Origin of the sequence: Paenibacillus sp. FSL K6-2524, assembly GCF_038005525.1 — a bacterium.
In the GTDB taxonomy this organism is placed as follows: domain Bacteria; phylum Bacillota; class Bacilli; order Paenibacillales; family Paenibacillaceae; genus Fontibacillus; species Fontibacillus anaericanus.
This window is the reverse complement of record NZ_JBBOSP010000001.1, coordinates 6203613-6225569: the sequence shown is the minus strand read 5'-3', so window position 1 is coordinate 6225569 and position 21957 is coordinate 6203613. Positions and strand designations below refer to the sequence as shown.

Here is a 21957-nt window from a genome sequence, read left to right as displayed (position 1 = left end):
AGACTGTCACTCCTTTAAGATCTTCCAATTGTGGCTAGGCCATGCAGAAAGAGTCGTAAAAACAAAAATAAAGGGAGAAATTATCCCCAATAGTAAGTAAAATGTAATCATTATTAACAGCAAAAATAATTAATTGTTCACAATGTTATCCACAGGCTGTTAATAAATCATGATGGTAAACTTAGATATGCACATCAAAAGCAATATTATCATAGCAAAATAGTCCTTATATTTCAATGCACTGGCGTATTTTATCCACAAATTCAATAACTTGTGCATAATTATCATCAACACCACTACATATTGTTTATAAATTGTTTAAAGTTCGACAAAATGAGTTAAAAGAGAAATTATACTATGCACAAGTTGTTAGATTATGATGGTGAAAAAATACTTCGTAAATTGTGTATAACATAAAAATAAGAAAATAGAGCTACTTTCCAATTTGGAAAGTAGCTCTATCATTATGCTCAATATGCAGGAAATGATACTTCTTACCTTATATCTGAAAAATGGCGTTGAAATTTTGCGATTGCCGCATATTCATCTTCAAATTTACGTGAAATATTGATATAGATTGGCAGTAATTTTTTATATATCGCGGAATTTTGTTTATTCGGGATGTGCTCGTAGGTATCCCCAATCATATCCTTGACGATTTGAAACGAATCAATTTCTCCCATTGCATATAAACCGAGTACGACAGCTCCAAGACAAGAACTTTCATGGCTCTCAGGAATAACGATCTTTTGATCAAAAATATCCGCCATCATCTGCCGCCATAGTGGCGAACGGGCAAAACCACCGGTAGCCTGAATTTGCTGTGGAAGGCCAATTTGTTCCTCCATTGCGAGTAATACGGTATACAAATTGAAGATAACACCCTCCAAAACAGCCCGAATCATGTGTTCTTTTCGATGATTCAGCGATAGTCCGAAGAATGACCCACGTGCATTAGGATTCCAAAGTGGAGCACGTTCTCCAGCAAGATATGGATGGAAAAGGAGACCTTCAGAACCGGGGGAGACCTTCTCGGCGATGTTAGTTAGCATTTCATAGGGGCTAATCCCCAAGCGTTTGGCTGTTTCTACTTCGGACGAAGCAAACTCATCACGCATCCATTGGAAAATGACGCCGCCATTGTTAACAGCCCCACCAATAACCCAGTGTTTGTCCGTCAAAGCATAACAAAAAATGCGACCTTTAGGATCAGTTTTGGGTTTATCTACTACGGTGCGTATAGCTCCGCTCGTTCCAATGGTTACGGCAACAACACCTGGATCAATGGCACCAACGCCTAAATTTGAAAGGACTCCGTCAGCTGCGCCAATGATAAATGGGGTAGAGGGGATAAGTCCCATTTCATCAGCATATTTCTGTGAAACTCCCTGCATCACATGAGTAGTCGGTACGATCACCGAGAGGTGATCCGGTGTTATTCCGGCAATTTTCAGCGCTTCTTCATCCCAGTTTAATTGCTCTAAATTCATCAGACCTGTACCGGAAGCGATGGAGTAATCAACAACATAATGACCATCAAACAGTTTGGCAAATACATATTCCTTAATAGAGATAAATTTATAGGCTTTATTAAAAATATCGGGATGATCATGGCGAAGCCATAATAATTTGGCTAGGGGAGACATAGGGTGGATGGGGGTTCCTGTACGTAAATAAATATCAAAACCACCCAAGTCTTTCTGTAACTTTTCCGACCATTCCACACTTCGATTATCTGCCCAAGTTAAGCAATTCATAAGTGGTTTTCCATTTGAATCTATGGGGATAACGCTATGCATTGCTGAGCTGAAAGCAACGAACATAACCGATTCTGGCTGAATTTTGGTCTGGCGCATCAGTTGATCAACACATTTTATAACCGCATTAAAAATCTCCTCCGGATTCTGTTCTGCAGCTGAGAAACTAGGTATGTATAAGGGATATCCTTCATTTGCGCTAGCAATTACCGTGCCGTTTTTTTCATATAAGACAGCTTTGGTGCTGGTGGTTCCGAGATCAATTCCAATCATATATGTCAGTTGATCCATCCGAAAAAACCCTCTTTCTACTATATATGTTCCATAATAATTAATTTACAGTAGGCTGGTCTGCAGTGTTCGGCGGGAATCAGCAAAATATTCTTCGACCCGCGCTTGTATGATGGCAGTATCTCTAAATTGCAAACATTCTAACAACTTTTGATGCTGCTGGATCACAGATTGAATATGTTTTTTTTGTTGTGAGAATATTTTTTTTGTCGTAATGAGCATGAGGGTTATGACGATTTGGCTGATGCTGGTCCATAAGTGCAAAATTCTTGTATGTTTGGTTTCTTTAATGATGTATTCATGAAAACAAAAGTCCTGATAAGCAAATTCCACGAAATCATTATGTTTTGCGGCTAAATCCATTTTATCAATGATCTGATTCAACATGGTTATTCGTGCTGCCGAATCGCTTGCGGCCATACGTTGCCAGGCAAAATTCTCAATTAAAAAACGAACATCATACAATTCTTCAATATTATTTAAACTTAAACCGTTCACATGAACTCCCATTCTCTGCAAAGAGATAAGTCCCTCTGCTGCAAGAATCTTTAGTGCTTCTCGCACTGGCGATCTACTTGCTCCAAAGTCCGCAGCGATGCGATTTTCAGATAAAATCTCCCCTGGTTTGATCTCTCGATTTATGATTTGTAAACGAAGTTTACTGGCAATCGACTCACCGAGCGTACTTCCTTTTAACCACGCAGCTGGATATTGCATAATTTGTGACTCCTATTCAAATAAATAAATATCAAGTGAAGTTATTGTTTAAGGATACAAACTAACCTTGATATCACCGATTTTATAACAATATCCGCAATTTGTATACTTGTACACAACTGCATAACTTCAATATAGTGTAGATCCATGTAGTTGTAAAATACTTTTCCACATGTGCATAACTTATATTCTGTAAAAAAAGAGCTATCAACAGTGGAAAACATGATTTTTTGCTGTGGATTGTGTATAATTGAAATGGTGCGAAGAGATAAGAGGGACCCGTTTGACTTTTGAGGGGGTTCTATGGTTAAATGTAAAAAGGCATTTTCTGTGCGTAATGAAAATGGTGAATATGATAGTAGTTCCTGTTAAGGGGGTGCAATAAATGAGACCGACTTTCAAACCGAATGTGAGCAAACGTAAAAAGGTTCACGGTTTCCGTAAGAGAATGAGCACGGCTAGTGGCCGCAAGGTTCTTGCTGCTCGTCGTCTAAAAGGTAGAAAAGTACTTAGTGCGTAATGACTACGTGAGACCACTACGGTGGTCTTTTTTTCGATATAAGCAAGTATAAGTTTTAACTCATACTTGCTTATATTTTTGTTGAAAACAATGAGTACACTCTTTATCAAGTCGTAATCCTTATTAGCTGGGGGGGCCTTATTCCGGCTGATTACGCAATATTCACTAAAGTAATTAATTTCACTTTGTTTTTTTGAAAAAGAAGAAGACGATTACTGTTTGTTGGTATGCTTGACCCTTGAGGGACCACTTAGTGGATGAGTGTATACCAACATTGTTGCTGATTTATACTACTATAGAAGTCTGAATCTTTTTATGAACAAATAAAGGGATTTAAGTCGAGGAGATTGATTGTGCATAAGAAGCTTCGTCTAAGGAACCGAGCGGATTTCGGCCGGGTTTATCGGGCAGGAAAATCCTTCGCTAATCGTCAACTCGTCGTCTATTGGTCAAACAAGCATGATATCGAGCGGTTTCGGCTTGGTGTGTCGGCCAGCAAGAAAATTGGAAATGCCGTCGTCCGTAATCGGATACGTCGGAAGTTGAAAGAAATCGTGCGTCTACATGAGGCGGAGATCCGAGATCATGTGGATATCATTCTAATTGTACGTAATGGAGCAGTTGAAATGGAATATCAGGAACTGGAAAAAAGCGTGCTTCACGTGCTGCGGAAGTCCTCGTTACTTAGGTCCTCCAAACCGTGATCAGGCTTGTTTCTTTGTCCCTTTATATATGTTATGATTTATGATGATGGAACGGCTAAGAGAGGGGTTTTGAAGTGTCACGGATTAAGAATAACAGAAAGCAATGGATTCTCCTCATCCTTGCGATTGGTCTAATAGCTATACTGGCAGGTTGTGGAACGCAAGCAACTAAAGTTGCCACTACCACCGAGGAAATGAGAAACCAAGGTTGGTGGACAGCTAATGTGGTGTATTACTTTTCATTAGCACTGGATACGTTTGCAAAATGGTTTAATGGAGCCTATGGGCTAGCCATTCTTGTTATGGTGCTTATTGTACGGACTTTGATCTTGCCACTTACACTTAAGCAAGTTAAAAGTTCAAAGGCAATGCAGGCTATACAGCCGCAATTAGCGAAGCTCAAGGAACAATATAAGGACAACCCTCAGCAACAACAAGCAGAAACGATGAAATTGTTCCAAGAACATAAGGTGAATCCGATGGCGGGTTGTTTCCCTATGTTGATTCAAATGCCGGTGTTTATCGCGTTGTATAACTCGATTTATAACAACTCGGCTATCCGTGATCACTCATTCTTATGGCTGCAACTTGGAGAACCCGATAAGTGGTTTATCCTACCTGTAATTGCGGCATTAACAACGTTTATTCAAACGAAGATGATGTCCAATGTGAACCCTAATGGTATGCAGGGGCCAATGAAATTTATGATGTTTATCTATCCGGTCTTAATCTTCTTTATGGCCTATCAATTTCCAGCAGCGCTTCCGTTGTACTGGATATATAGTAACTTGTACACGATTGTACAGAACTTCTTAATTTATCGTAAGAAAGATCCTGTCTTGGCAATCAACAACGCTGCTGCTGTTACAAGCGGTACTAATAATGGCGGTTCTAAAAAGGGTGGCTCGAACTTAAAAGCCGGACATCCTGGTAAACGCGCCAAGGAGGCCAAAAAGTCGAAATGAATAAAATTGTGACGTCGGGAAAAACCATTGAAGAAGCTGTAAAACAAGGATTGGCCGTGCTCGGCACTACCGAGGATAAAGTCGCCGTGAATGTGTTAGAGCAGCCATCAAAAGGATTCCTAGGCCTGATAGGCGTTAAGGAAGCAAAGGTGGAGCTTACTTTGCTTGTGGATACACCTACTGGTCGACCGCAAAAGACCTCTGTAGAATCTTCCATTTCTCCATCTTTAAATGAGAATGGGGTATCCGATGGACGGGATCCATACGAGGAGGCGGCGTCATTTGTTCGCGACGTTGGCGAGAATATGGGCCTTCAGGTGGCTGTAGATATACTCCATAAGAAGGACAATATTGTATTGAATATTTCAGGTAGTGATTTGGGACTGCTAATTGGTCGTAGAGGTCAAACTCTCGACGCTTTGCAGTATCTGGCGAACATCATTGCGAACCGTTATTCCGAAAGCTTTATCCGGATAACTCTCGATGCAGAGAATTTCCGCGAGCGGCGCAGAAAAACGCTGGAAGAACTGGCTGTGAGGTTGGCTGGTCGTGTAGTGCGTACGCGTAAAGAGGTTGCTCTTGAACCGATGTCGCCGCAGGAGCGCAAAGTGATTCATTCCAAACTTCAGGACCATCCCGAGGTTAAAACTTTTAGCAAAGGCGAGGAGCCAAGCCGTCGGGTTGTTATCACACTGAAGCAAAGCAAATGAATGAGACGCAATGACGTTTTGCCTCGGCAAAAATGTTGTTGCGTCTTTTATAGTTTGATCCCATCCCACCCAAACCCTCCCTTATCGTAAGGTAGGGCTCCAAGGGCCTGCTGCCCTCTGGACTCCCGCTTTAAGGAACGTAGGAGGGAGAGAGACGCTCCTGCTCGCTGCCCCTTCGGGGATGCGCTTTACATTTGGTACGAGGCACGCTTTTCCCCCTTCGGGTACGTCTCACTTTTGGTGCTCCCGGGTTACCAGGAAACATGCTGCAGACACTACTACTGTAGAAGAACCCGAGTGATGTTGGAGGAATAAGCCGCTTTCGCCCTATGGGCACGCTATACTTGAGGGCGCTCCTGCTAATGAACAAGAGAGCGACGATTGAGTTTGAGGTGTTAAGTAGTGCAAGGAATCGCTGTCCCTACGGGATGCGCTTGAGTGTGAGCGGGGATTATAGTGTTTGAATGGGGCAACGCTACGAAGTAGGGTGGAGTGAGCGGCGTTTGGATTTTGGATGTTAGGTTGTGCAAGGAGGCGCTGTCCCTGCGGGATGCGCTTGAGTGTGAGCAGGGATTATAGTGTTTGAATGGGGTAACGCTACGAAGTAGGTTGGAGTGAGTAGCGTTTGAGTTTGGGTGCTACGTAGTGCAAGGAATCGCTGTCCCCTTTGAGGATACGCTGACTTTTGGAGTTGAAAATTAGTGGTGAAAAGATTAGCGAAGCGGGGCCGTTTGAGTCCGAAGAAGCGCAAGCGTTCGCCTTTGTCGCCGGATTATAACCTTGGTAGGTATAATAGTTCATATAATCTGGCGACAACAGCGATCGAAGGATCAAACGGACTGCGTAGCGTTCTATTTCACCAATTACATTATTTTATAGAGGTGAACTAACCATGTTGAGCGATACGATTGCCGCCATTTCGACGGCGGTGGGGGAGAGTGGAATTGCGGTCATCCGGGTCAGTGGACCTGAATCGATCCGTGAGGTTGGGCGTTTATTTCGCTCGAAGACGAAGTTAGAGGATGCCGAGAGTCATACGGTGCATTATGGTTTTATCATAGATCCTCGTACAGAGGAGAAGTTGGAAGAAGTGCTTGTGACGGTATTCCGGGCCCCACGATCGTTCACAACGGAAGATGTGGTAGAGATCAGCACGCACGGCGGGATCATTTCGATTAAGCGTGTGATGGACTTACTGCTGGAACAGCGTGAGATTCGTCTAGCTGAGCCGGGGGAGTTCACGAAGCGGGCCTTTCTGAATGGACGGATCGATTTGACGCAAGCGGAGGCGGTTATTGACTTGATTCGTTCCAAGTCGGATCGGGCATTTTCGGTAGCATTGAAGCAAGTGGAGGGCGATCTATCGCGCAAGATCACGGCGCTAAGATATACACTGGTGGAGACGTTGGCGCATATTGAGGTCAATATCGATTATCCAGAGCATGATGTGGAATCGATGACGATGGAGTTCATTAGGAACAAGTGCACGGAAGTGACGGAAGGTATTGAGCTGCTTTTAAAGAATGCTAATCAGGGGAAAATCCTCCGTGAAGGGATTACGACGGCTATCATAGGGCGACCTAATGTAGGTAAATCTTCGTTGTTAAATGCACTTGCTCGTGAAAACAAAGCCATTGTGACGGATATTCCTGGAACGACACGGGATGTTATTGAGGAGTATGTAACAATTAATAATATTCCACTAAAACTGTTGGATACGGCTGGAATACGTGAAACTATGGACATTGTAGAGCAAATTGGTGTGGAGCGTTCGAAGGCAGCGGTAAATGATGCAGATTTAATATTGCTTGTTCTGAATAGTGCTGATGAGTTACATGAGGATGAGATTAGGCTCATGGAGCAATTTAAGGGCCGTCCAACTATCGTTTTATTGAATAAGATTGATTTACCACAACGTTTGGATCGAGAATTAGTAGCTCGTTATTTTCCTGCTGAGGCTATCGTTGAATTGTCTGTGACAGCACAGGTAGGACTAGATCATCTTGAAGAAGCTATCTCACAGTTGTTCTTTGGGGGCAAGCTGGAGTCGGGCGATCTTACCTATGTAAGTAATGTCCGTCATATCGCATTGCTTAAGCAGGCGAAGCAGTCACTTGCAGATGCCTATCAGGCTACGGAGATTGGTGTCCCTATTGATATTCTACAAATTGATGTGCGACTAGCTTGGGAGCAACTAGGTGAAGTTATTGGCGACTCAGCGCCAGATGCGTTAATTGACCAAATTTTCTCGCAGTTTTGTCTGGGTAAATAATGGCCGGGTGTATCGTCATTGTCTGTTCATGGTATGATGATAGTGAAGGTTTTTAAATATTAGATTTTTAATATAAAAAAAGTGCTTTAATCCATAAAAAGTACGTAATGAAATAATATTCTGTAAGTTAAAGGGGGAGATATATGATGAGCTATCATGCGGGTAGTTACGATGTGATTGTCGTTGGCGCCGGACATGCGGGTAGTGAAGCAGCACTTGCTGCCGCGCGCATGGGTTGTAATACGTTGATGATCACGATCAATTTGGACATGGTTGCATTTATGCCATGTAATCCGTCTATTGGTGGTCCTGCAAAGGGGCATGTCGTTCGTGAGGTTGACGCGCTCGGCGGCGAAATGGGGCGCAATATTGATAAGACTTTCATTCAAATGCGCATGCTTAATACGGGAAAGGGTCCAGCTGTACATGCGCTTCGTGCGCAAGCCGATAAATTCCTGTATCAGCACGCGATGAAAGAAACGATGGAGAAAGAGCCCAACCTAACGCTCCGTCAAGGTATGGTTGAAGAGTTGATCGTTGAAGATGGGAAATGTGTTGGCGTTATCACCAAGACAGGAGCGGAATATCGTGCCAAGTCGGTTGTAGTAACGACGGGAACTTATTTGCGCGGTAGAGTAATTATGGGTGAGCTGACATATGAGAGTGGACCTAATAACCAGCAACCTTCGGTGAATTTGTCACATAACTTGAAAGAGCATGGTCTTGAATTGGTTCGTTTTAAAACAGGGACACCTCCTCGTGTGCATAAGGATACGATTGATTTCTCTCAAACGGAAATTCAACCAGGTGATGAAAAAGTTAAGTTTTTCTCCTATGAGACTAAAGAATCTAACAACGAGCAATTGCCTTGCTGGTTGACTTACACCTCGGTTACTACTCACGACATTATTAATGCCAATCTTCACCGGGCACCGATGTATACAGGAGTTATTGAAGGAACAGGTCCTCGTTATTGCCCATCGATTGAGGATAAAGTAGTGCGTTTCAGTGATAAGCAAAAGCATCAAATCTTCCTTGAGCCAGAAGGTAAGAATACGTCCGAGTATTATGTCCAAGGCTTGTCTACTAGTATGCCTGAGGACTTACAGCTTCAGATGTTACGCTCGATTCCGGGTCTTCAAAACGTAGAGATGATGCGTAATGGTTACGCTATTGAATATGATGCTGTTGTTCCAACACAGTTGTGGCCTTCTTTGGAAACTAAAAAGATTCATGGACTCTTCACAGCGGGCCAAATTAATGGTACTTCAGGTTATGAAGAGGCAGCAGGTCAAGGTGTTATGGCGGGAATTAACGCAGCTCGTAAAGCACAAGACAAAGAACCTATCATTCTTGATCGTTCACAAGGTTATATTGGTGTAATGATTGATGACTTGGTAACCAAAGGAACGAATGAGCCTTATCGGTTACTCACCTCGCGTGCGGAATATAGACTACTACTACGTCATGATAATGCGGATCTTCGTTTGACGCCGATCGGTCATGAAATAGGTTTGATTCCTGAAGATCGTTATCAACGTTTTTTGGATAAAAAAGAAAAGATTGAACAGGAAATCTTACGTTTGCAGAAGACTTCTGTTTCTCCTAATGCCATTAACTCACTGTTGGAATCCATTGGTTCCACGCCGTTAACGGATGGAAGTAATTTACTGACGATACTTCGTCGTCCTGAAGTTAACTATGCTCACATCAGTTCGTACTTCCCATCAGAAGTTGAACTGGATGAGGACGTAATGGAACAAGTTGAGATTCAAATAAAATATGCCGGTTATATTGAGAAGCAAGAAATCCAAGTCAATAGATTACAAAAAATGGAAAAGAAGAAAATTCCGGATAATATTAAGTACGAAGCTATCCATAGTCTATCCATAGAGGCTTGTCAAAAGCTGACTAAGATTCGTCCTATTTCTATAGGTCAGGCTTCGCGTATTTCTGGTGTGACTCCTGCTGATATTTCTATTTTGTTGGTATACTTGGAGCATTATAACCGGGTTACCGCTGCGGGAGGGTAAGATATGGATCCTATACAATCAAATTTCCACAATTTGTTACTAGAGCATCAAATCGAACTCTCAGCAGAACAACTTAATCAATTTGAAATTTATTTCAAAGAATTGGTTGAGTGGAACGAAAAAATGAATTTAACAGGGATTACAGAACGGGAACAGGTCTATATCAAACATTTCTATGATTCTGCGACGCTTTCTTTCTATTTAGATATGTCTGAGATAACAACTCTTGCCGATATTGGATCCGGTGCTGGATTCCCTGGTATTCCATTAAAGATTTGTTTCCCTCATTTAAAATTGACCATTGTCGATTCAATCAATAAGCGGATCCTCTTTTTACAAAATGTAGTGGATAAACTTGGGTTAAAAGACGTGAAACTTATACATGGTCGGGCTGAGGATGTAGCACGTAAGGAACAAGAGAGAGATGCCTATGATTTGGTTACTGCTCGAGCTGTAGCTCGTATGGCTGTATTAAATGAGTTTTGCCTACCATTTGTTAAACCAGGCGGTATTTTTGCTGCGATGAAGGGCAGTGATCCCAATGAAGAGATTATGGAGTCTGCACGTAGCATGTCAGAATTAAAAGGCAAGCTAGTAGGCAAACACCATTTCAATCTGCCGCTGGAAAATTCAGAGAGACATATTGTTATCGTCAAGAAGACATTTGCAACTCCTAAGAAGTATCCGCGCAAGGCAGGAACACCTATGAAATCTCCAATTATATAAATTATAATCCTATTTCCCCTTAGTAGATTGTTCCACGTGAAACATGATGCTAAGGGGATTAATCTCTCAAAAATACATTTGAAAGAGAATAGGATTATTGGGCAAAAAGTGGTAGAATAGAATTACTACTAATTGTTGAATGAATTTCGTTCACGAACACATCTACTTGATACCAAATCGGCTTATGGCGGTTGTTAAATAGTGGATACATAGGAGATAGGTCTTCTTCAAAGGGGAATTGTGCGCCCGTTGACAGCATTTTCATTTTTTAATTTAACAAAAATGAAGCCCATAAGGCATTTCGTCTTATGTCACTATGAAATTAGGTGGTAATCTACGAAATGAAAGATCAATTTTCTAAATTGTTCGGTTTAACCGAACGAACCAGTAGTGAAGAAGTGAAGCAGGTTCCGGTCGGGGAGATTGTGGGTAGCCCATATCAACCTCGGACGATTTTTGATGAGGATAAGATTGACGAGTTGTGTCAAACTATTCGTACATTGGGGATTATTCAACCTATCGTTGTTCGTTATCGTAATGATAAGTATGAAATTATTGCGGGTGAAAGACGTTGGCGTGCGGTTAAAAAATTAGGAATGGATACGATTCCCGCTATTGTGAAGGATTTCAATGATTCACAGGCGGCGTCCATCGCCCTAATCGAAAATCTTCAACGTGAAGGCCTAACTTCGATTGAAGAAGCATTGGCTTATCAGAATTTAATTGACCTGCATCAATTAACACAGGAGAGTCTGGCTCAAAGACTCGGTAAGAGCCAATCGACCATTGCTAACAAGATCAGACTTTTACATCTTCCAGAAGTTGTTAAGACGGCTTTAATGGAGCGTAAGATTACAGAACGACATGCGAGAGCATTATTATCGCTGGATACCGAGGAATTACAAACAAAAGTGCTGAACGAAATTATTAGCAAAGAGTTAAATGTTAAGCAGAGCGAAGCACGAATTGCCTTTTACAAAGAAGTAAATAAGAACAAGAAATCGTCGAGACGGATCTCCTTCACAAAGGATGTCAGACTTGCGCTCAACACGATACGTCAATCTATTGATATGGTATCTGGGTCAGGTCTACAGATTAAGACGAATGAAAGTGATCATGAGGATCACTATGAAATTGTTATTCAGATTCCTAAAAGGTAGTTTTATTTCTAGTAAAGCAATTAAGTGTTACATAGAATTATAGTTTCCTAGTTGGCAGTATTGGTTAGCGGAGTTGTCGGATAGTTGTATTGGGTAATTCAGATAGTGCGCTTTGATCTTTTTGTAGCTACAACTTAGTGGATACTTGATGATCATGAACTACAGAAGGATTTTTCTAATTATATTTGAGGTGAATGAATTGTCCAAAATCATTGCCATTGCTAACCAAAAGGGAGGCGTCGGTAAAACGACAACTTCCGTTAATTTGGGAGCAGGACTTGCTGCCATAGGTAAAAAAGTACTGCTTATCGATATTGATCCACAGGGTAACACAACTAGCGGAGTTGGAATAAATAAAGCGGATGTCGCCAATTGTATTTATGATGTGCTTATTAATGAGGTCAATCCCAAAGAAGCCATTGTTAGTACAGAGGTTGATGGACTGGATATTATCCCAGCTACAATTCAACTGGCGGGAGCAGAAATTGAACTCGTACCAACGATATCTCGTGAAGTTCGACTAAAAAAGTCCATACAGCAAGTTAAACATTTATATGATTACATTCTTATTGATTGTCCTCCGTCTCTTGGAATTCTTACAATTAACTCATTAACTGCTGCAGATTCGGTACTTATTCCAATTCAATGTGAGTATTATGCGTTGGAGGGATTGAGCCAATTACTGAACACTGTTCGGTTGGTTCAGAAACATCTGAACACCTCATTGCAAATCGAAGGGGTATTGTTGACGATGTTTGATGCTCGTACCAATTTAGGTATTCAGGTAATAGAGGAAGTTAAGAAGTATTTTCAACAGAAGGTATACAAGACAGTTATTCCTCGTAACGTTCGTTTAAGCGAAGCACCATCACACGGTCAATCTATCATTACATATGATCCGCGTTCAAAGGGTGCTGAGGTATATTTAGAGTTGGCAAAGGAAGTGGTCTCATATGAATAAACGATTGGGAAAGGGACTTGATGCACTTATTCCCTCTCTTTCTGTTGATGCCGATGATAAAGTAATTGATATTCCATTAAATCAACTTCGAGCAAATCCTTATCAACCACGTAAAGTTTTTGATGAAGATGCTATTCGTGAATTAGCTGAATCAATTCGACAGCATGGTGTTATTCAGCCGATTATTGTTCGCAGTGTGATGAAGGGGTATGAAATCATTGCAGGGGAACGTAGGTTTCGGGCTTCCCAATTCTGTGGGAATTCGACTGTGCCTGCTGTGGTTCGCTCATTCTCCGACCAACAGGTCATGGAGATTGCATTAATCGAGAATCTACAACGCGAAAACTTAAATGCAATGGAAGTGGCAGTTGCTTATCAAGGGTTAATGGATCAATTCAAATTGACGCAAGAAGAACTTTCATTGAAGGTTGGTAAGTCACGTTCGCATATTGCTAACTTCCTGCGGTTACTATCATTACCTGAAGAAGTGAAAGAAGATGTTTCACGTGGAACACTGTCAATGGGACATGCACGAGCATTAGTTGGTTTAAAGGATGCAGCAACAATAAAACAACTTGCTCAACAGTGTATCGACCATGAATGGAGTGTTCGTGAGTTAGAAGATGCACTACAGCAAATGGATCGCAAGAAGAGCGAAAAACCAAAAGTTTCCAACAAAAAAAGAGATCCATATATAGATGAAGTAGAAGAGAGTTTGCGAGAACGTTATAAGACAACGGTCAAGATAAAGGCAAACAAGGAAAAAGGAAAAATTGAAATTAATTACTATAGTCAAGAGGATCTGCAAAGATTGCTAGACATACTTAATTAACCAATAATGACATATCCATTACTTCTTACAGGAGGGAAACTCTTGAAGAAATAGGGGTATGTCATTCTTAATCTGAATGAGCATACAAATGTCATTATTTAACTTTTAGGAGGAGTATCTTGGACGAGAAATCTATTATATATTTAGATCATGCTGCAACGTCTTGGCCAAAACCTCCTGAGGTAGGGAAAGCAATGTTAAACACCCTAGATGGGCCAGCGGCTAACCCTGGCCGTGGAAATTACGGAATGGCATTGCAAGCAGGAAGAGTGTTATTCAAAGCCCGAACAAAACTTGCAAAATTGTTTAATGTTTCCAACCCTAATGACATTGTATTTACATCTAATACAACCACGGCACTGAATTTAGCGATAAAAGGTTACCTGAAGCCTGGGGATCATGTGATAGCGACAATGATCGAACATAATTCAGTTAGAAGACCGCTAGAGTTTTTAAAGAGAACGCAAGGGGTAATGGTTGATTATGTAGCCGTTAACGCCCAAGGGGAAGTAGATCTGGACGAGGTGAGAGATGCCTTTAGGCCTCAGACCCGAATGCTGGTTTGCTCACATAGTTCTAACTTGCTAGGGAGCATATTGCCGATAGAAGAATTGGGACAGATAGCTCATCAACATGACGCTGTGTTTCTAGTAGATGCAGCACAAACTGCAGGAGTATATCCTATAGATGTACAGCAGATGGGCATAGACCTACTGGCCTTTCCAGGACATAAAGGATTACTTGGTCCACAAGGAACCGGAGGGCTGTACATTGCTTCTAAGCTCGATCTAGAGCCATTATTACATGGAGGGACTGGGAGCCAATCGGAGGAACTTGAACAGCCTAGTGTGCGTCCAGATCGCTATGAGGCAGGTACTGCTAATACAGTAGGGATTGCAGGTTTAGCAGCGGGTGTTGATGTCATTCTGAAGCGAGGAGTGTCCAACATATACGCGCGAGAATGGCAACTTACGCAGGTACTGATAGAGGGCTTGAAGGATATACAAGGAGTCACCTTACTTGGGCCAAACCTGGGAAAGCCGCGAACAGGAATTGTTTCTTTTAATTTAATTGGACGAGACGCCGCGGAAATTGCTTTCCTATTAGATAGGGAATTTAGTATCGCAGTACGGGCAGGGTACCATTGTACTCCGTTAGGTCATCAATCAGCTGGAACATCAGAGGGTGGAGCAGTACGAGCGAGTGTAGGATATGATACGACCATTGAAGAAGTAAGAAGTCTTGTTTCAGCCATACGATTATTAGCTAATTGATATTTAACTATAGAGGAGAAGGAAAGAGCATGACAGAATGGAATAATCTGATTTTAGATCAATTGGTATGGATTGTAGGCGGGCTAGTTGTCGTGATGGTGTGGTTGTTCGTATGGAATTTGGTTCAGGGTGCCAAGCTGCGGAATATGCGTAAAAAATATGCGATGATGATGGAAAGCACCGGAATTGAAAACCTGGAAGATCTACTCATCGATTTAAAAGTGCAGCAGGGCAAAATTGAGGATGCACAAGAGGAACAGCTAAGGCAGCTTGGCGTACTGAATACTCTACTGCCGAAGCAAAAAGCTAAGATTGGGATTAAACGTTACAACGCATTTTCTGAACGTGGAAGCGATTTGAGCTTTTCCGTAGCGTTTGTCAACGATGATAAAGATGGAGTTGTTATTACTGGATTATATAGCCGAGATGGTTCCTACGTCTATGCAAAAGGATTGACCAAAGGCGAATCTAATCATGCACTCTCAGCCGAAGAGAAAGAGGCTATTGTTCTCGCCGGACAAGAGGGATAAATCCTCGGTTCCATTCCTTAATTGCAGTATAGAGAGAACTAGAAATGATCTCCGATAACCGCATAACAAGACTTAGCCGGGTATTTTGCAGGACGAAATATTCCATGAAGCCGCCGACATTGACGATACCCGTAAGATGGATATCGCCGACCGGCGGTAATTGTTTATTTACACCCGCTCCAGGACGCAAAGGACCCTGAACCACCTGAATGGAGCCTACACTGCTTGTCTGTCCAAGACAGGCGTCGATTCCGATGATGAACGGATCAATAAATCTCTGATTAATTTTATCTAATGTATCATTTAAATTCATGGCATGAACAGGTTCCTCCAGTGTTCCATATAGATGGAAGTGGGGACTAGCTAATTTAGCTAGTGAAGTACCAACGAGTGGCCCCAGGCAATCCCCAGTGGAACGGTCCGTACCGATGCATATGACAACAATATCTTGACCTGGAGAAACTTTGGCGAAATGAAGCAACAATCGATGGATAATGGCTGAATGAATGCCCGGTTCGGTATGAGGGACTTTTAAACACGAAATTTCTTGTGCCGAATTAGAATGTTCCAAAGGTGCCATAGAATCTTCCCTTCCTCTCAAGTAACTTTGCCAGCCTAATAGGCGGTATCCATCTCTGGGAGAAATGGTTTTATTGAATATTAGTAGATAGTATATGGAATAAAAAACAATAATATACTCCGACTAAAGTCGCGATTACATAAGGAGGTGGGTGCTCGTGGAGACGGGACTAGTGATAGCATTTGATTCTACTCAACAGGCGCTGCGCGCCGAGATGCTTCTAGAGTTTGCCGAAGTTGAAATTGATTTATTTCCGACACCCAAAGAGATCACTGCAGGATGTGCGTTGTCGATCGAATTTCCTAGAGACTCCCTAGATATTGTCAAAGAGATTATTATCCGTGAAAGCGTAGAGATCCGCGGGATTTACTCTAAGAGCGCAGTGGGATATGATTATATTAGGCTTTAGGAGGGGAACTATGATCGGACAGTTTATTGATACTATGGGAACGACGGAACTTGTTGCAGCTACAAACAAATGGAGTGATAAGATCTGGGATTGGCTAACAAATATGGAAATGTGGCAGAGTGTCCTGTTTGCTGGGCTACGAGTCTTGCTTATTTTTATATTGACGAGAATTTTTATTAAGATCATTCACCGATTAATAGATCAGTCTTTGGAACGGCGGGAGAAAAGCCGTCTACAAATGAATCCTCGAAGGTTCATTACAGTTGGTGAGTTACTAAAGAATATTACATCTTTTACCAGTAATTTAATTATGTTGATGCTGGTCTTGGGGGAGTTTGGCTTTAAACTGGCTCCATTATTGGCGGGAGCTGGAGTGCTAGGATTAGCAGTAGGGTTTGGTGCTCAAAGCTTAGTCAAAGATGTGATCACAGGATTTTTTGTTATATTAGAAGATCAATTTGCTGTAGGGGATGTCATCCAGACAGGGACGCTGAAAGGAACAGTTGAAATGATTGGTCTGCGTTCAACGAGGCTTGTGAGCTATACAGGTGAAGTTCACATCGTCCCAAACGGTCTTATCACGAATGTGACAAACTATTCTTTAGGTAACGCTTTGGCGGTTGTTGATTTACCATTCAGTAATAAAATGAAGCTAGAAGAGAGCATCTCAATGTTGAGAAAAGCTATGCTGGATCTGAAAGAGAATAATAATAATGTAGAACAAGTACCTAATGTTCTTGGCATTCAGTCGCTAACGGCAAGCGAATTTGTTCTACGGATTGCAGTGGAGTGCCCTCCGGGTTCAAAAGGTGAAATGGAGCGATTAATCCAGGCTTATGCTAAGGAAGCACTTGAGCAAGCTGAACTGTTAAAGCCGGCGACGGATCATTCGTAAAAAGCAGGATAAAAGGGATGTTAAGGAAGAGATGTTGTCATCGTATGGCTTGTGATCAGTTAGAGGCTTAAAGGGGGAATAGTCATGGAACGGAAACAGTTTCAATTAGGTGATGTCGTACAGATGAAGAAGAATCACCCTTGTGGTAGTTCCGAGATGGAGATTATCCGGATGGGGATGGATATACGAATCAAATGTGTAGGATGTAAACACAGTGTGCTTGTTCCCCGTGCAAAGTTTGAGAAGAACATGCGTAAGGTACTTCGGTCCACGGCTATAATGGTGGAAGACCCCAAAACAAACGAATAGTGAAGCGATAGCAGATAAGAGGCCATTCTTTGAAGGCCTTTTTTATTGCAAAGAATACGGTTTCGTGGTACAATCATTCTTGCTGCGGAGAGGTACCCAAGAGGCCCAAGGGGGCTGACTCGAAATCAGTTAGGCGTGTCACAGCGTGCGTGGGTTCGAATCCCACCCTCTCCGCCATTTTCAACTTACCCCTTAAATTAACTTATAGTATGTAAATTATGATGACCCTTCTTACTAATGTAAGAGGGGTCATATTTGTATGTATGAAGGAAATATGAGCGCAGAAAAGAAGGACCCAGATGGGTCCTTCTTTAAGTTCGACGGCGTACGTAATGGAATTCTTCTCTCACGACTCAGAAACGTTAGATATATGCTTTTTTATGCAGTACGGATCAGGAAGAGGGGTCCTCCTTAACCGTAATCTTAGCTTCTACAACTGTGGTGAATAAGACTCCGAACGGTTGGTTTGTTTCGCAGAATAGTCCAACGGAACCACACCTCTCTTTTGTACGCCGTCTGAAGTTATTATGTGCGACCTTACAATTAATTATTCAATTAATGTACGCGGGCTTTTTCAGCCTTTTTCCACTTGCGATTTTTATTGGATGTGCCAGGAAACGTGTCGCCTTTCTCCATCTCAATCCGCTTTGGATTTTGAATTTCAGTGTGAAAACTTCGCGCTTCTCCGACCTCAGTGTAAATACCCGGGTTGGGTGCTTTATCGCCTGGTTCAAATTCAGTCTTCTCGCCCATGGTGTGCCTCCTTTCTGGTGTAAAGGGATTCAGATATATTGTGCGCAGAGGATCTTTTAAACATGTGCTAAATGAGGACTTATTCTATAGATGGAGAAAACCCCAGGACAGGTAACCTTTCCTACATATCGTCAGAAACTTGCACTGAGTCCGTAAATTTGATATATTAATATGGTTCGAGTATAAGCTCGTTCCTTGCTCCCAGAGTAACAGTTGGGGGCCATAGTCCAAGAGGAGGTGAAATATATGCGCAAATATGAAGTGATGTACATTCTTCGTCCTGAACTTGAGCAAGAAGCAATTCAAGCAGCAGTCGAAAAATTCCAAGGCATCATCCAAAACGGCGGTGAAATTACGAAACATGACGTGATGGGCAAACGTCGCCTTGCGTATGAGATTAACAAAATCCGTGATGGAGTTTATGTTCTTGTGAACTTCACATCAACGCCAGATGTTATTACTGAGCTTGAGCGGGTTATGAAGATATCCGACGAGGTTATCCGTTATCTCATTACTAAAGCAGTAGCCTAACATTCAGGTTTGTAAACACTTGCCCGAAGGAGGGGATTACATTGTTGAACCGTGTCATTCTAATCGGACGTCTAACCAAGGACCCGGAGCTACGTTATACACCAGCGGGTGTAGCAGTTACCCAATTCACAATTGCTGTGGATCGACCGTTTACATCACAAGGTGGGGAACGCGAAGCAGATTTTATTCCGGTTGTAACGTGGAGACAGTTGGCGGAGACATGCGCAAACTACTTGCGTAAAGGCCGTTTGACTGCTGTAGAGGGACGTATTCAAGTACGGAATTACGAGAATAACGAAGGAAAACGTGTATACGTGACTGAAGTGATTGCCGATAATGTCCGTTTCTTAGAATCGAACCGCGAAGGTGGTACCGGTGGTAGTGGACCACGAGAGGAAGCTCCGTATAGTGGCGGCGGCAGTGCTAGCAATAGCAATAGCAGCAGCAGTAACTATAATAATCGTAGCGATAATTCCTCGAGAAACAATAAGGATCCTTTCTCCGATGACGGGAAACCGATCGATATTTCGGATGACGATTTGCCATTTTAAAAACGGAAAGGACTGAATAGCATGAGCTTCAAACCAAGAGAAGGCGGAGACGACAAGAGACCAGCTCGCCGCGGCGGACGTAACAAACGTCGTAAAGTGTGTTTCTTCACTGTAAATAAAATCAACCACATTGATTATAAAGACATCGAGTTGTTGAAGAAATTCATCAGCGAACGTGGTAAGATTTTGCCACGTCGTGTAACAGGTACTAGTGCTAAATATCAACGCCTTTTGACGATTGCCATCAAACGCTCACGTCAAATCGCTTTGCTTCCGTACACTACGGAGTAGGAATAGATAAGCATAAATTAAGCAGCCGAAAACTTCGGCTGCTTTTTTGTTATAAAATTTTTTTTAATTAGTGCAAAGTTTTATGAATAAAATATAAATTAAAATGCTTGGAATATTATTCAATTTGGGTTATATTATTAAATAAATCGTTTTACTCGTGTCAAGATACCTTACATGCAACCTTACATACAATTGCCACTTGGATTATTCTACTCTTCAATTGACCTTTGGTCATTATTTCACTCCCGTTTCAGTATATAGTAGAAGACATAATTTTAGTAAGTGTTACCCTCAGTTTACCCGATGGGTGCTGATCCTACTAGATATATTATTTTTATAATATATAAATAACAAATATTAAAAGGAGGAGAATTTGCATGACAAAGAAATGGAGTTTAACGTTAGTGCTTGTACTTGCATTAACAATGGCATTGTCCGCATGTGGCGGCAATAACAAAGCTGCTAATAATGAGCCAGCACCAACAAACAGCGCAAACACGGAAAACACGGGGGAAACAAACACACCTGCGGAGCCAGCAGGGGAAGAAGCTAGTGGGTTGATTAAAGCAGAAGATCCTTCGCTTAGCCCAGCATTGGCTAATAACCGCAAAGATACAATGATTATTGGTATGACCGATCCTAAAGGGGTATTTAGCCCACTATTTATGGAAACAGCATATGATTACTATGTGAATTATTCCATCTTTAATACACTCGTAGCATTTAAAGCTGACGGAAGTTATGAAAACAGCTTGGCTGAGAAAGTGGATATATCGGAAGATGGTTTGAAATATACGTACCACTTGAAACCAGGAGTTACATTTAGTGATGGCACTCCACTTACAGCGAAAGACTATTTGTTCACAATGAAATTGTTCCATGATGCAACCTATGATGGAGAATCAGATGTACTATCTGCTCACATTGTTGGTGGTCAAGAATATCATGATGGCACTGCAAGTGATATCTCAGGGATTAAAGTTATTGATGACAACACAGTTGAAATAACTGTATCCGAATATTCGGCTCTGACTCCAGTAGATCTGGGCTATGTATATATTTTGTCTGAAGCTTATTATGGTAAGGACTACAAACAAGGCAACTTGGAATCCGTTAAAGCATTGAACAGCAAACCTATGGGTAGCGGTCAATACAAATTGAAGAGCTACACAGCTGGACAAGAAATCGTTCTAGAAGCTAATGAGAACTATTTCAATGGAGCTCCAAAAATTAAGAATCTCATTTACAAAACAACAACGGATTCAACTAACCTAGCGATGTTAGAATCCGGTGAAACGGATATGAACGAAATTAACGTTTCGGAAGATAATGTAGAAGCATTGAAAGCTTTGGGATTCATGGACATTAACCTTTTGCCTAACAATGGTTATGGCTACATTGGATTTAACCATAAGCTTAAGAAATTCCAAGATCAAAAAGTACGCCAAGCACTTACTTATGGTTTGAATCGTGAAGACATTGTAAAAGGTATCTACGGACCTTATGCTGATGTAATCAATATTCCAGAATCGAAAGTATCATGGGCATTTACTGATGAGAATATCGAAACTTACGATTTCGATTTAGAAAAAGCAAAAGCATTACTGGATGAAGCAGGTTGGGTTGTTGGAGCAGACGGCATTCGTGAGAAAGATGGAGAAAAATTCAAAATTAACTTCTCCGCTACTGCAGACAACCCGGTTGTAGAGGCATTATTGCCAATTATGACTACAAACTACAAAGATTTAGGCATTGATATTATTGCAGAAACGCTTGACTTTAATGCGATCATAGACAAGAAAACAAAAGGCGATTTCGATATGTACTTCGCTGCTTGGGGCTTGACACCAGATCCAGACAACACAGTATATATTACTAATGGTGCACAGAACGATACAGGATATTCCAATGCTAAAGTCGATGAGTTGATGGCTAAGGCTAAGAAGGAAATGGATACCGAAAAACGTAAAGTGTACTATAAAGAGATGTACCAAGAGATGAATAAAGATATTCCTAACATCTTCTTGTATCAAAGAAATAATATGAATGCTATTAATGCTAGAGCGCAAGGATTCGACATCTCGCCGTATAAGGATTTCCCTTTCAGCTTGTACCAAGTTGAATTACAACAATAAAGTACATTAGATATGCTCAGCTCATAAGAGCTGGGCATATCCACTTATAGC

The 21957-nt window shown here is 41.7% G+C and carries 25 protein-coding genes and 1 tRNA gene; 21 read left to right on the top strand and 5 right to left on the bottom strand.

Going from position 1 to position 21957, the window contains the following annotated elements; translation table 11 throughout:
* Positions 1-494: 494 nt before the first annotated feature.
* Positions 495-2048, bottom strand: coding sequence for a gluconokinase (gene gntK, locus NST85_RS28940; RefSeq protein ID WP_341191051.1), 1554 nt, complete (start codon positions 2046-2048; stop codon positions 495-497).
* 45 nt (positions 2049-2093) lie between these two features.
* Positions 2094-2765, bottom strand: a complete 672-nt coding sequence (locus NST85_RS28935) for a GntR family transcriptional regulator (RefSeq protein ID WP_341191050.1) — start codon at positions 2763-2765, stop codon at positions 2094-2096.
* Between the two features lie 385 nt (positions 2766-3150).
* Between NST85_RS28935 and rpmH the strand changes: the two genes are divergently transcribed.
* From rpmH to rsmG, 8 genes are all read left to right on the top strand, one after another.
* The gene (gene rpmH, locus NST85_RS28930) at positions 3151-3285 is read left to right on the top strand and encodes a 50S ribosomal protein L34 (RefSeq protein ID WP_127191477.1); all 135 of its coding nucleotides are present in this window, start codon (positions 3151-3153) and stop codon (positions 3283-3285) included.
* A gap of 353 nt (positions 3286-3638) precedes the next feature.
* Complete coding sequence (gene rnpA, locus NST85_RS28925; protein WP_127191478.1) at positions 3639-3989, top strand: ribonuclease P protein component; 351 nt, start codon at positions 3639-3641, stop codon at positions 3987-3989.
* A gap of 74 nt (positions 3990-4063) precedes the next feature.
* Positions 4064-4954 carry a YidC/Oxa1 family membrane protein insertase gene (locus tag NST85_RS28920; protein WP_341191049.1) on the top strand — a complete coding sequence of 297 codons (891 nt, stop codon included), beginning with the start codon at positions 4064-4066 and terminating at the stop codon, positions 4952-4954.
* A complete protein-coding gene (jag, locus tag NST85_RS28915) occupies positions 4951-5664 on the top strand; it encodes an RNA-binding cell elongation regulator Jag/EloR (protein ID WP_127191480.1) in 714 nt (237 codons plus the stop codon). The genes NST85_RS28920 and jag overlap by 4 nt, the downstream gene beginning before the upstream one ends.
* A 701-nt stretch (positions 5665-6365) precedes the next feature.
* Positions 6366-6554, top strand: coding sequence for a hypothetical protein (locus tag NST85_RS28910; RefSeq protein ID WP_341191048.1), 189 nt, complete (start codon positions 6366-6368; stop codon positions 6552-6554).
* A gap of 2 nt (positions 6555-6556) precedes the next feature.
* Positions 6557-7936 carry a tRNA uridine-5-carboxymethylaminomethyl(34) synthesis GTPase MnmE gene (mnmE, locus tag NST85_RS28905; RefSeq protein ID WP_307402505.1) on the top strand — a complete coding sequence of 460 codons (1380 nt, stop codon included), beginning with the start codon at positions 6557-6559 and terminating at the stop codon, positions 7934-7936.
* Between the two features lie 146 nt (positions 7937-8082).
* Positions 8083-9969, top strand: coding sequence for a tRNA uridine-5-carboxymethylaminomethyl(34) synthesis enzyme MnmG (gene mnmG / locus NST85_RS28900; protein ID WP_341191186.1), 1887 nt, complete (start codon positions 8083-8085; stop codon positions 9967-9969).
* 3 nt (positions 9970-9972) lie between these two features.
* Positions 9973-10695 (top strand): 16S rRNA (guanine(527)-N(7))-methyltransferase RsmG, encoded by a 723-nt coding sequence (gene rsmG / locus NST85_RS28895; RefSeq protein WP_307402501.1) that lies wholly within the window; start codon positions 9973-9975, stop codon positions 10693-10695.
* Between the two features lie 94 nt (positions 10696-10789).
* On the opposite strand, the gene NST85_RS28890 is transcribed toward rsmG, so the two are convergent.
* Positions 10790-10960, bottom strand: coding sequence for a hypothetical protein (locus NST85_RS28890; RefSeq protein WP_341191047.1), 171 nt, complete (start codon positions 10958-10960; stop codon positions 10790-10792).
* 76 nt (positions 10961-11036) lie between these two features.
* Between NST85_RS28890 and noc the strand changes: the two genes are divergently transcribed.
* The 5 genes from noc (at position 11037) to NST85_RS28865 (ending at position 15452) form a co-directional block, all read left to right on the top strand.
* A complete protein-coding gene (gene noc, locus NST85_RS28885) occupies positions 11037-11855 on the top strand; it encodes a nucleoid occlusion protein (protein WP_127191484.1) in 819 nt (272 codons plus the stop codon).
* 199 nt (positions 11856-12054) lie between these two features.
* Positions 12055-12816, top strand: coding sequence for a ParA family protein (locus NST85_RS28880; RefSeq protein ID WP_127191485.1), 762 nt, complete (start codon positions 12055-12057; stop codon positions 12814-12816).
* Positions 12809-13648 carry a ParB/RepB/Spo0J family partition protein gene (locus tag NST85_RS28875; protein WP_341191046.1) on the top strand — a complete coding sequence of 280 codons (840 nt, stop codon included), beginning with the start codon at positions 12809-12811 and terminating at the stop codon, positions 13646-13648. The genes NST85_RS28880 and NST85_RS28875 overlap by 8 nt, the downstream gene beginning before the upstream one ends.
* A gap of 116 nt (positions 13649-13764) precedes the next feature.
* The gene (locus tag NST85_RS28870; RefSeq protein WP_341191185.1) at positions 13765-14922 is read left to right on the top strand and encodes an aminotransferase class V-fold PLP-dependent enzyme; all 1158 of its coding nucleotides are present in this window, start codon (positions 13765-13767) and stop codon (positions 14920-14922) included.
* Between the two features lie 29 nt (positions 14923-14951).
* Positions 14952-15452: a DUF4446 family protein gene (locus NST85_RS28865; RefSeq protein WP_341191045.1), complete on the top strand. Its 501-nt coding sequence runs from the start codon at positions 14952-14954 to the stop codon at positions 15450-15452.
* Here the strand turns inward: NST85_RS28865 and yyaC are convergent.
* Positions 15424-16032: a spore protease YyaC gene (yyaC, locus tag NST85_RS28860; RefSeq protein ID WP_341191044.1), complete on the bottom strand. Its 609-nt coding sequence runs from the start codon at positions 16030-16032 to the stop codon at positions 15424-15426. The two genes, NST85_RS28865 and yyaC, sit on opposite strands and share 29 nt — an antisense overlap.
* Before the next feature lie 157 nt (positions 16033-16189).
* Between yyaC and NST85_RS28855 the strand changes: the two genes are divergently transcribed.
* From NST85_RS28855 to NST85_RS28840, 4 genes are all read left to right on the top strand, one after another.
* Positions 16190-16441, top strand: coding sequence for a DUF3343 domain-containing protein (locus NST85_RS28855; RefSeq protein ID WP_127191490.1), 252 nt, complete (start codon positions 16190-16192; stop codon positions 16439-16441).
* A gap of 10 nt (positions 16442-16451) precedes the next feature.
* Positions 16452-17336 (top strand): mechanosensitive ion channel family protein, encoded by an 885-nt coding sequence (locus NST85_RS28850; RefSeq protein ID WP_246054011.1) that lies wholly within the window; start codon positions 16452-16454, stop codon positions 17334-17336.
* A gap of 84 nt (positions 17337-17420) precedes the next feature.
* A complete protein-coding gene (locus NST85_RS28845; protein WP_127191491.1) occupies positions 17421-17645 on the top strand; it encodes a DUF951 domain-containing protein in 225 nt (74 codons plus the stop codon).
* An 86-nt stretch (positions 17646-17731) separates the two neighbouring features.
* A tRNA-Ser gene (locus NST85_RS28840) sits at positions 17732-17822 on the top strand.
* Between the two features lie 378 nt (positions 17823-18200).
* On the opposite strand, the gene NST85_RS28835 is transcribed toward NST85_RS28840, so the two are convergent.
* Positions 18201-18398 (bottom strand): YjzC family protein, encoded by a 198-nt coding sequence (locus NST85_RS28835; RefSeq protein WP_127191492.1) that lies wholly within the window; start codon positions 18396-18398, stop codon positions 18201-18203.
* 246 nt (positions 18399-18644) lie between these two features.
* On the opposite strand from NST85_RS28835, the gene rpsF reads away from it, so the two are divergent.
* The 4 genes from rpsF to NST85_RS28815 all read left to right on the top strand — a co-directional run bounded on the left by rpsF (position 18645) and on the right by NST85_RS28815 (position 21906).
* Positions 18645-18929, top strand: a complete 285-nt coding sequence (rpsF, locus tag NST85_RS28830; RefSeq protein ID WP_127191493.1) for a 30S ribosomal protein S6 — start codon at positions 18645-18647, stop codon at positions 18927-18929.
* 41 nt (positions 18930-18970) lie between these two features.
* On the top strand, positions 18971-19480 hold the full coding sequence (gene ssb / locus NST85_RS28825) for a single-stranded DNA-binding protein (protein ID WP_127191494.1): 510 nt from the start codon (positions 18971-18973) through the stop codon (positions 19478-19480).
* A 21-nt stretch (positions 19481-19501) separates the two neighbouring features.
* Positions 19502-19771: a 30S ribosomal protein S18 gene (gene rpsR, locus NST85_RS28820; RefSeq protein ID WP_127191495.1), complete on the top strand. Its 270-nt coding sequence runs from the start codon at positions 19502-19504 to the stop codon at positions 19769-19771.
* Between the two features lie 377 nt (positions 19772-20148).
* Positions 20149-21906, top strand: a complete 1758-nt coding sequence (locus NST85_RS28815; protein WP_127191496.1) for an ABC transporter substrate-binding protein — start codon at positions 20149-20151, stop codon at positions 21904-21906.
* The last annotated feature ends 51 nt before the right edge of the window (positions 21907-21957 follow it).

Bases quoted from the DNA above. Each gene is read 5' to 3' on its own strand.
- rpmH (WP_127191477.1), top strand. From the start codon at position 3,151: ATGAGACCGACTTTCAAACCGAATGTGAGCAAACGTAAAAAGGTTCAC.
- rsmG (WP_307402501.1), top strand. From the start codon at position 9,973: ATGGATCCTATACAATCAAATTTCCACAATTTGTTACTAGAGCATCAA.
- NST85_RS28845 (WP_127191491.1), top strand. From the start codon at position 17,421: ATGGAACGGAAACAGTTTCAATTAGGTGATGTCGTACAGATGAAGAAG.
- mnmG (WP_341191186.1), top strand. From the start codon at position 8,083: ATGAGCTATCATGCGGGTAGTTACGATGTGATTGTCGTTGGCGCCGGA.
- NST85_RS28815 (WP_127191496.1), top strand. From the start codon at position 20,149: ATGACAAAGAAATGGAGTTTAACGTTAGTGCTTGTACTTGCATTAACA.
- jag (WP_127191480.1), top strand. From the start codon at position 4,951: ATGAATAAAATTGTGACGTCGGGAAAAACCATTGAAGAAGCTGTAAAA.
- rpsR (WP_127191495.1), top strand. From the start codon at position 19,502: ATGAGCTTCAAACCAAGAGAAGGCGGAGACGACAAGAGACCAGCTCGC.
- NST85_RS28890 (WP_341191047.1), bottom strand. From the start codon at position 10,960: ATGAAAATGCTGTCAACGGGCGCACAATTCCCCTTTGAAGAAGACCTA.
- rpsF (WP_127191493.1), top strand. From the start codon at position 18,645: ATGCGCAAATATGAAGTGATGTACATTCTTCGTCCTGAACTTGAGCAA.
- NST85_RS28865 (WP_341191045.1), top strand. From the start codon at position 14,952: ATGACAGAATGGAATAATCTGATTTTAGATCAATTGGTATGGATTGTA.
- NST85_RS28875 (WP_341191046.1), top strand. From the start codon at position 12,809: ATGAATAAACGATTGGGAAAGGGACTTGATGCACTTATTCCCTCTCTT.
- gntK (WP_341191051.1), bottom strand. From the start codon at position 2,048: ATGGATCAACTGACATATATGATTGGAATTGATCTCGGAACCACCAGC.
- NST85_RS28935 (WP_341191050.1), bottom strand. From the start codon at position 2,765: ATGCAATATCCAGCTGCGTGGTTAAAAGGAAGTACGCTCGGTGAGTCG.
- NST85_RS28850 (WP_246054011.1), top strand. From the start codon at position 16,452: ATGATCGGACAGTTTATTGATACTATGGGAACGACGGAACTTGTTGCA.
- NST85_RS28835 (WP_127191492.1), bottom strand. From the start codon at position 18,398: ATGGGCGAGAAGACTGAATTTGAACCAGGCGATAAAGCACCCAACCCG.
- noc (WP_127191484.1), top strand. From the start codon at position 11,037: ATGAAAGATCAATTTTCTAAATTGTTCGGTTTAACCGAACGAACCAGT.
- mnmE (WP_307402505.1), top strand. From the start codon at position 6,557: ATGTTGAGCGATACGATTGCCGCCATTTCGACGGCGGTGGGGGAGAGT.
- yyaC (WP_341191044.1), bottom strand. From the start codon at position 16,032: ATGGCACCTTTGGAACATTCTAATTCGGCACAAGAAATTTCGTGTTTA.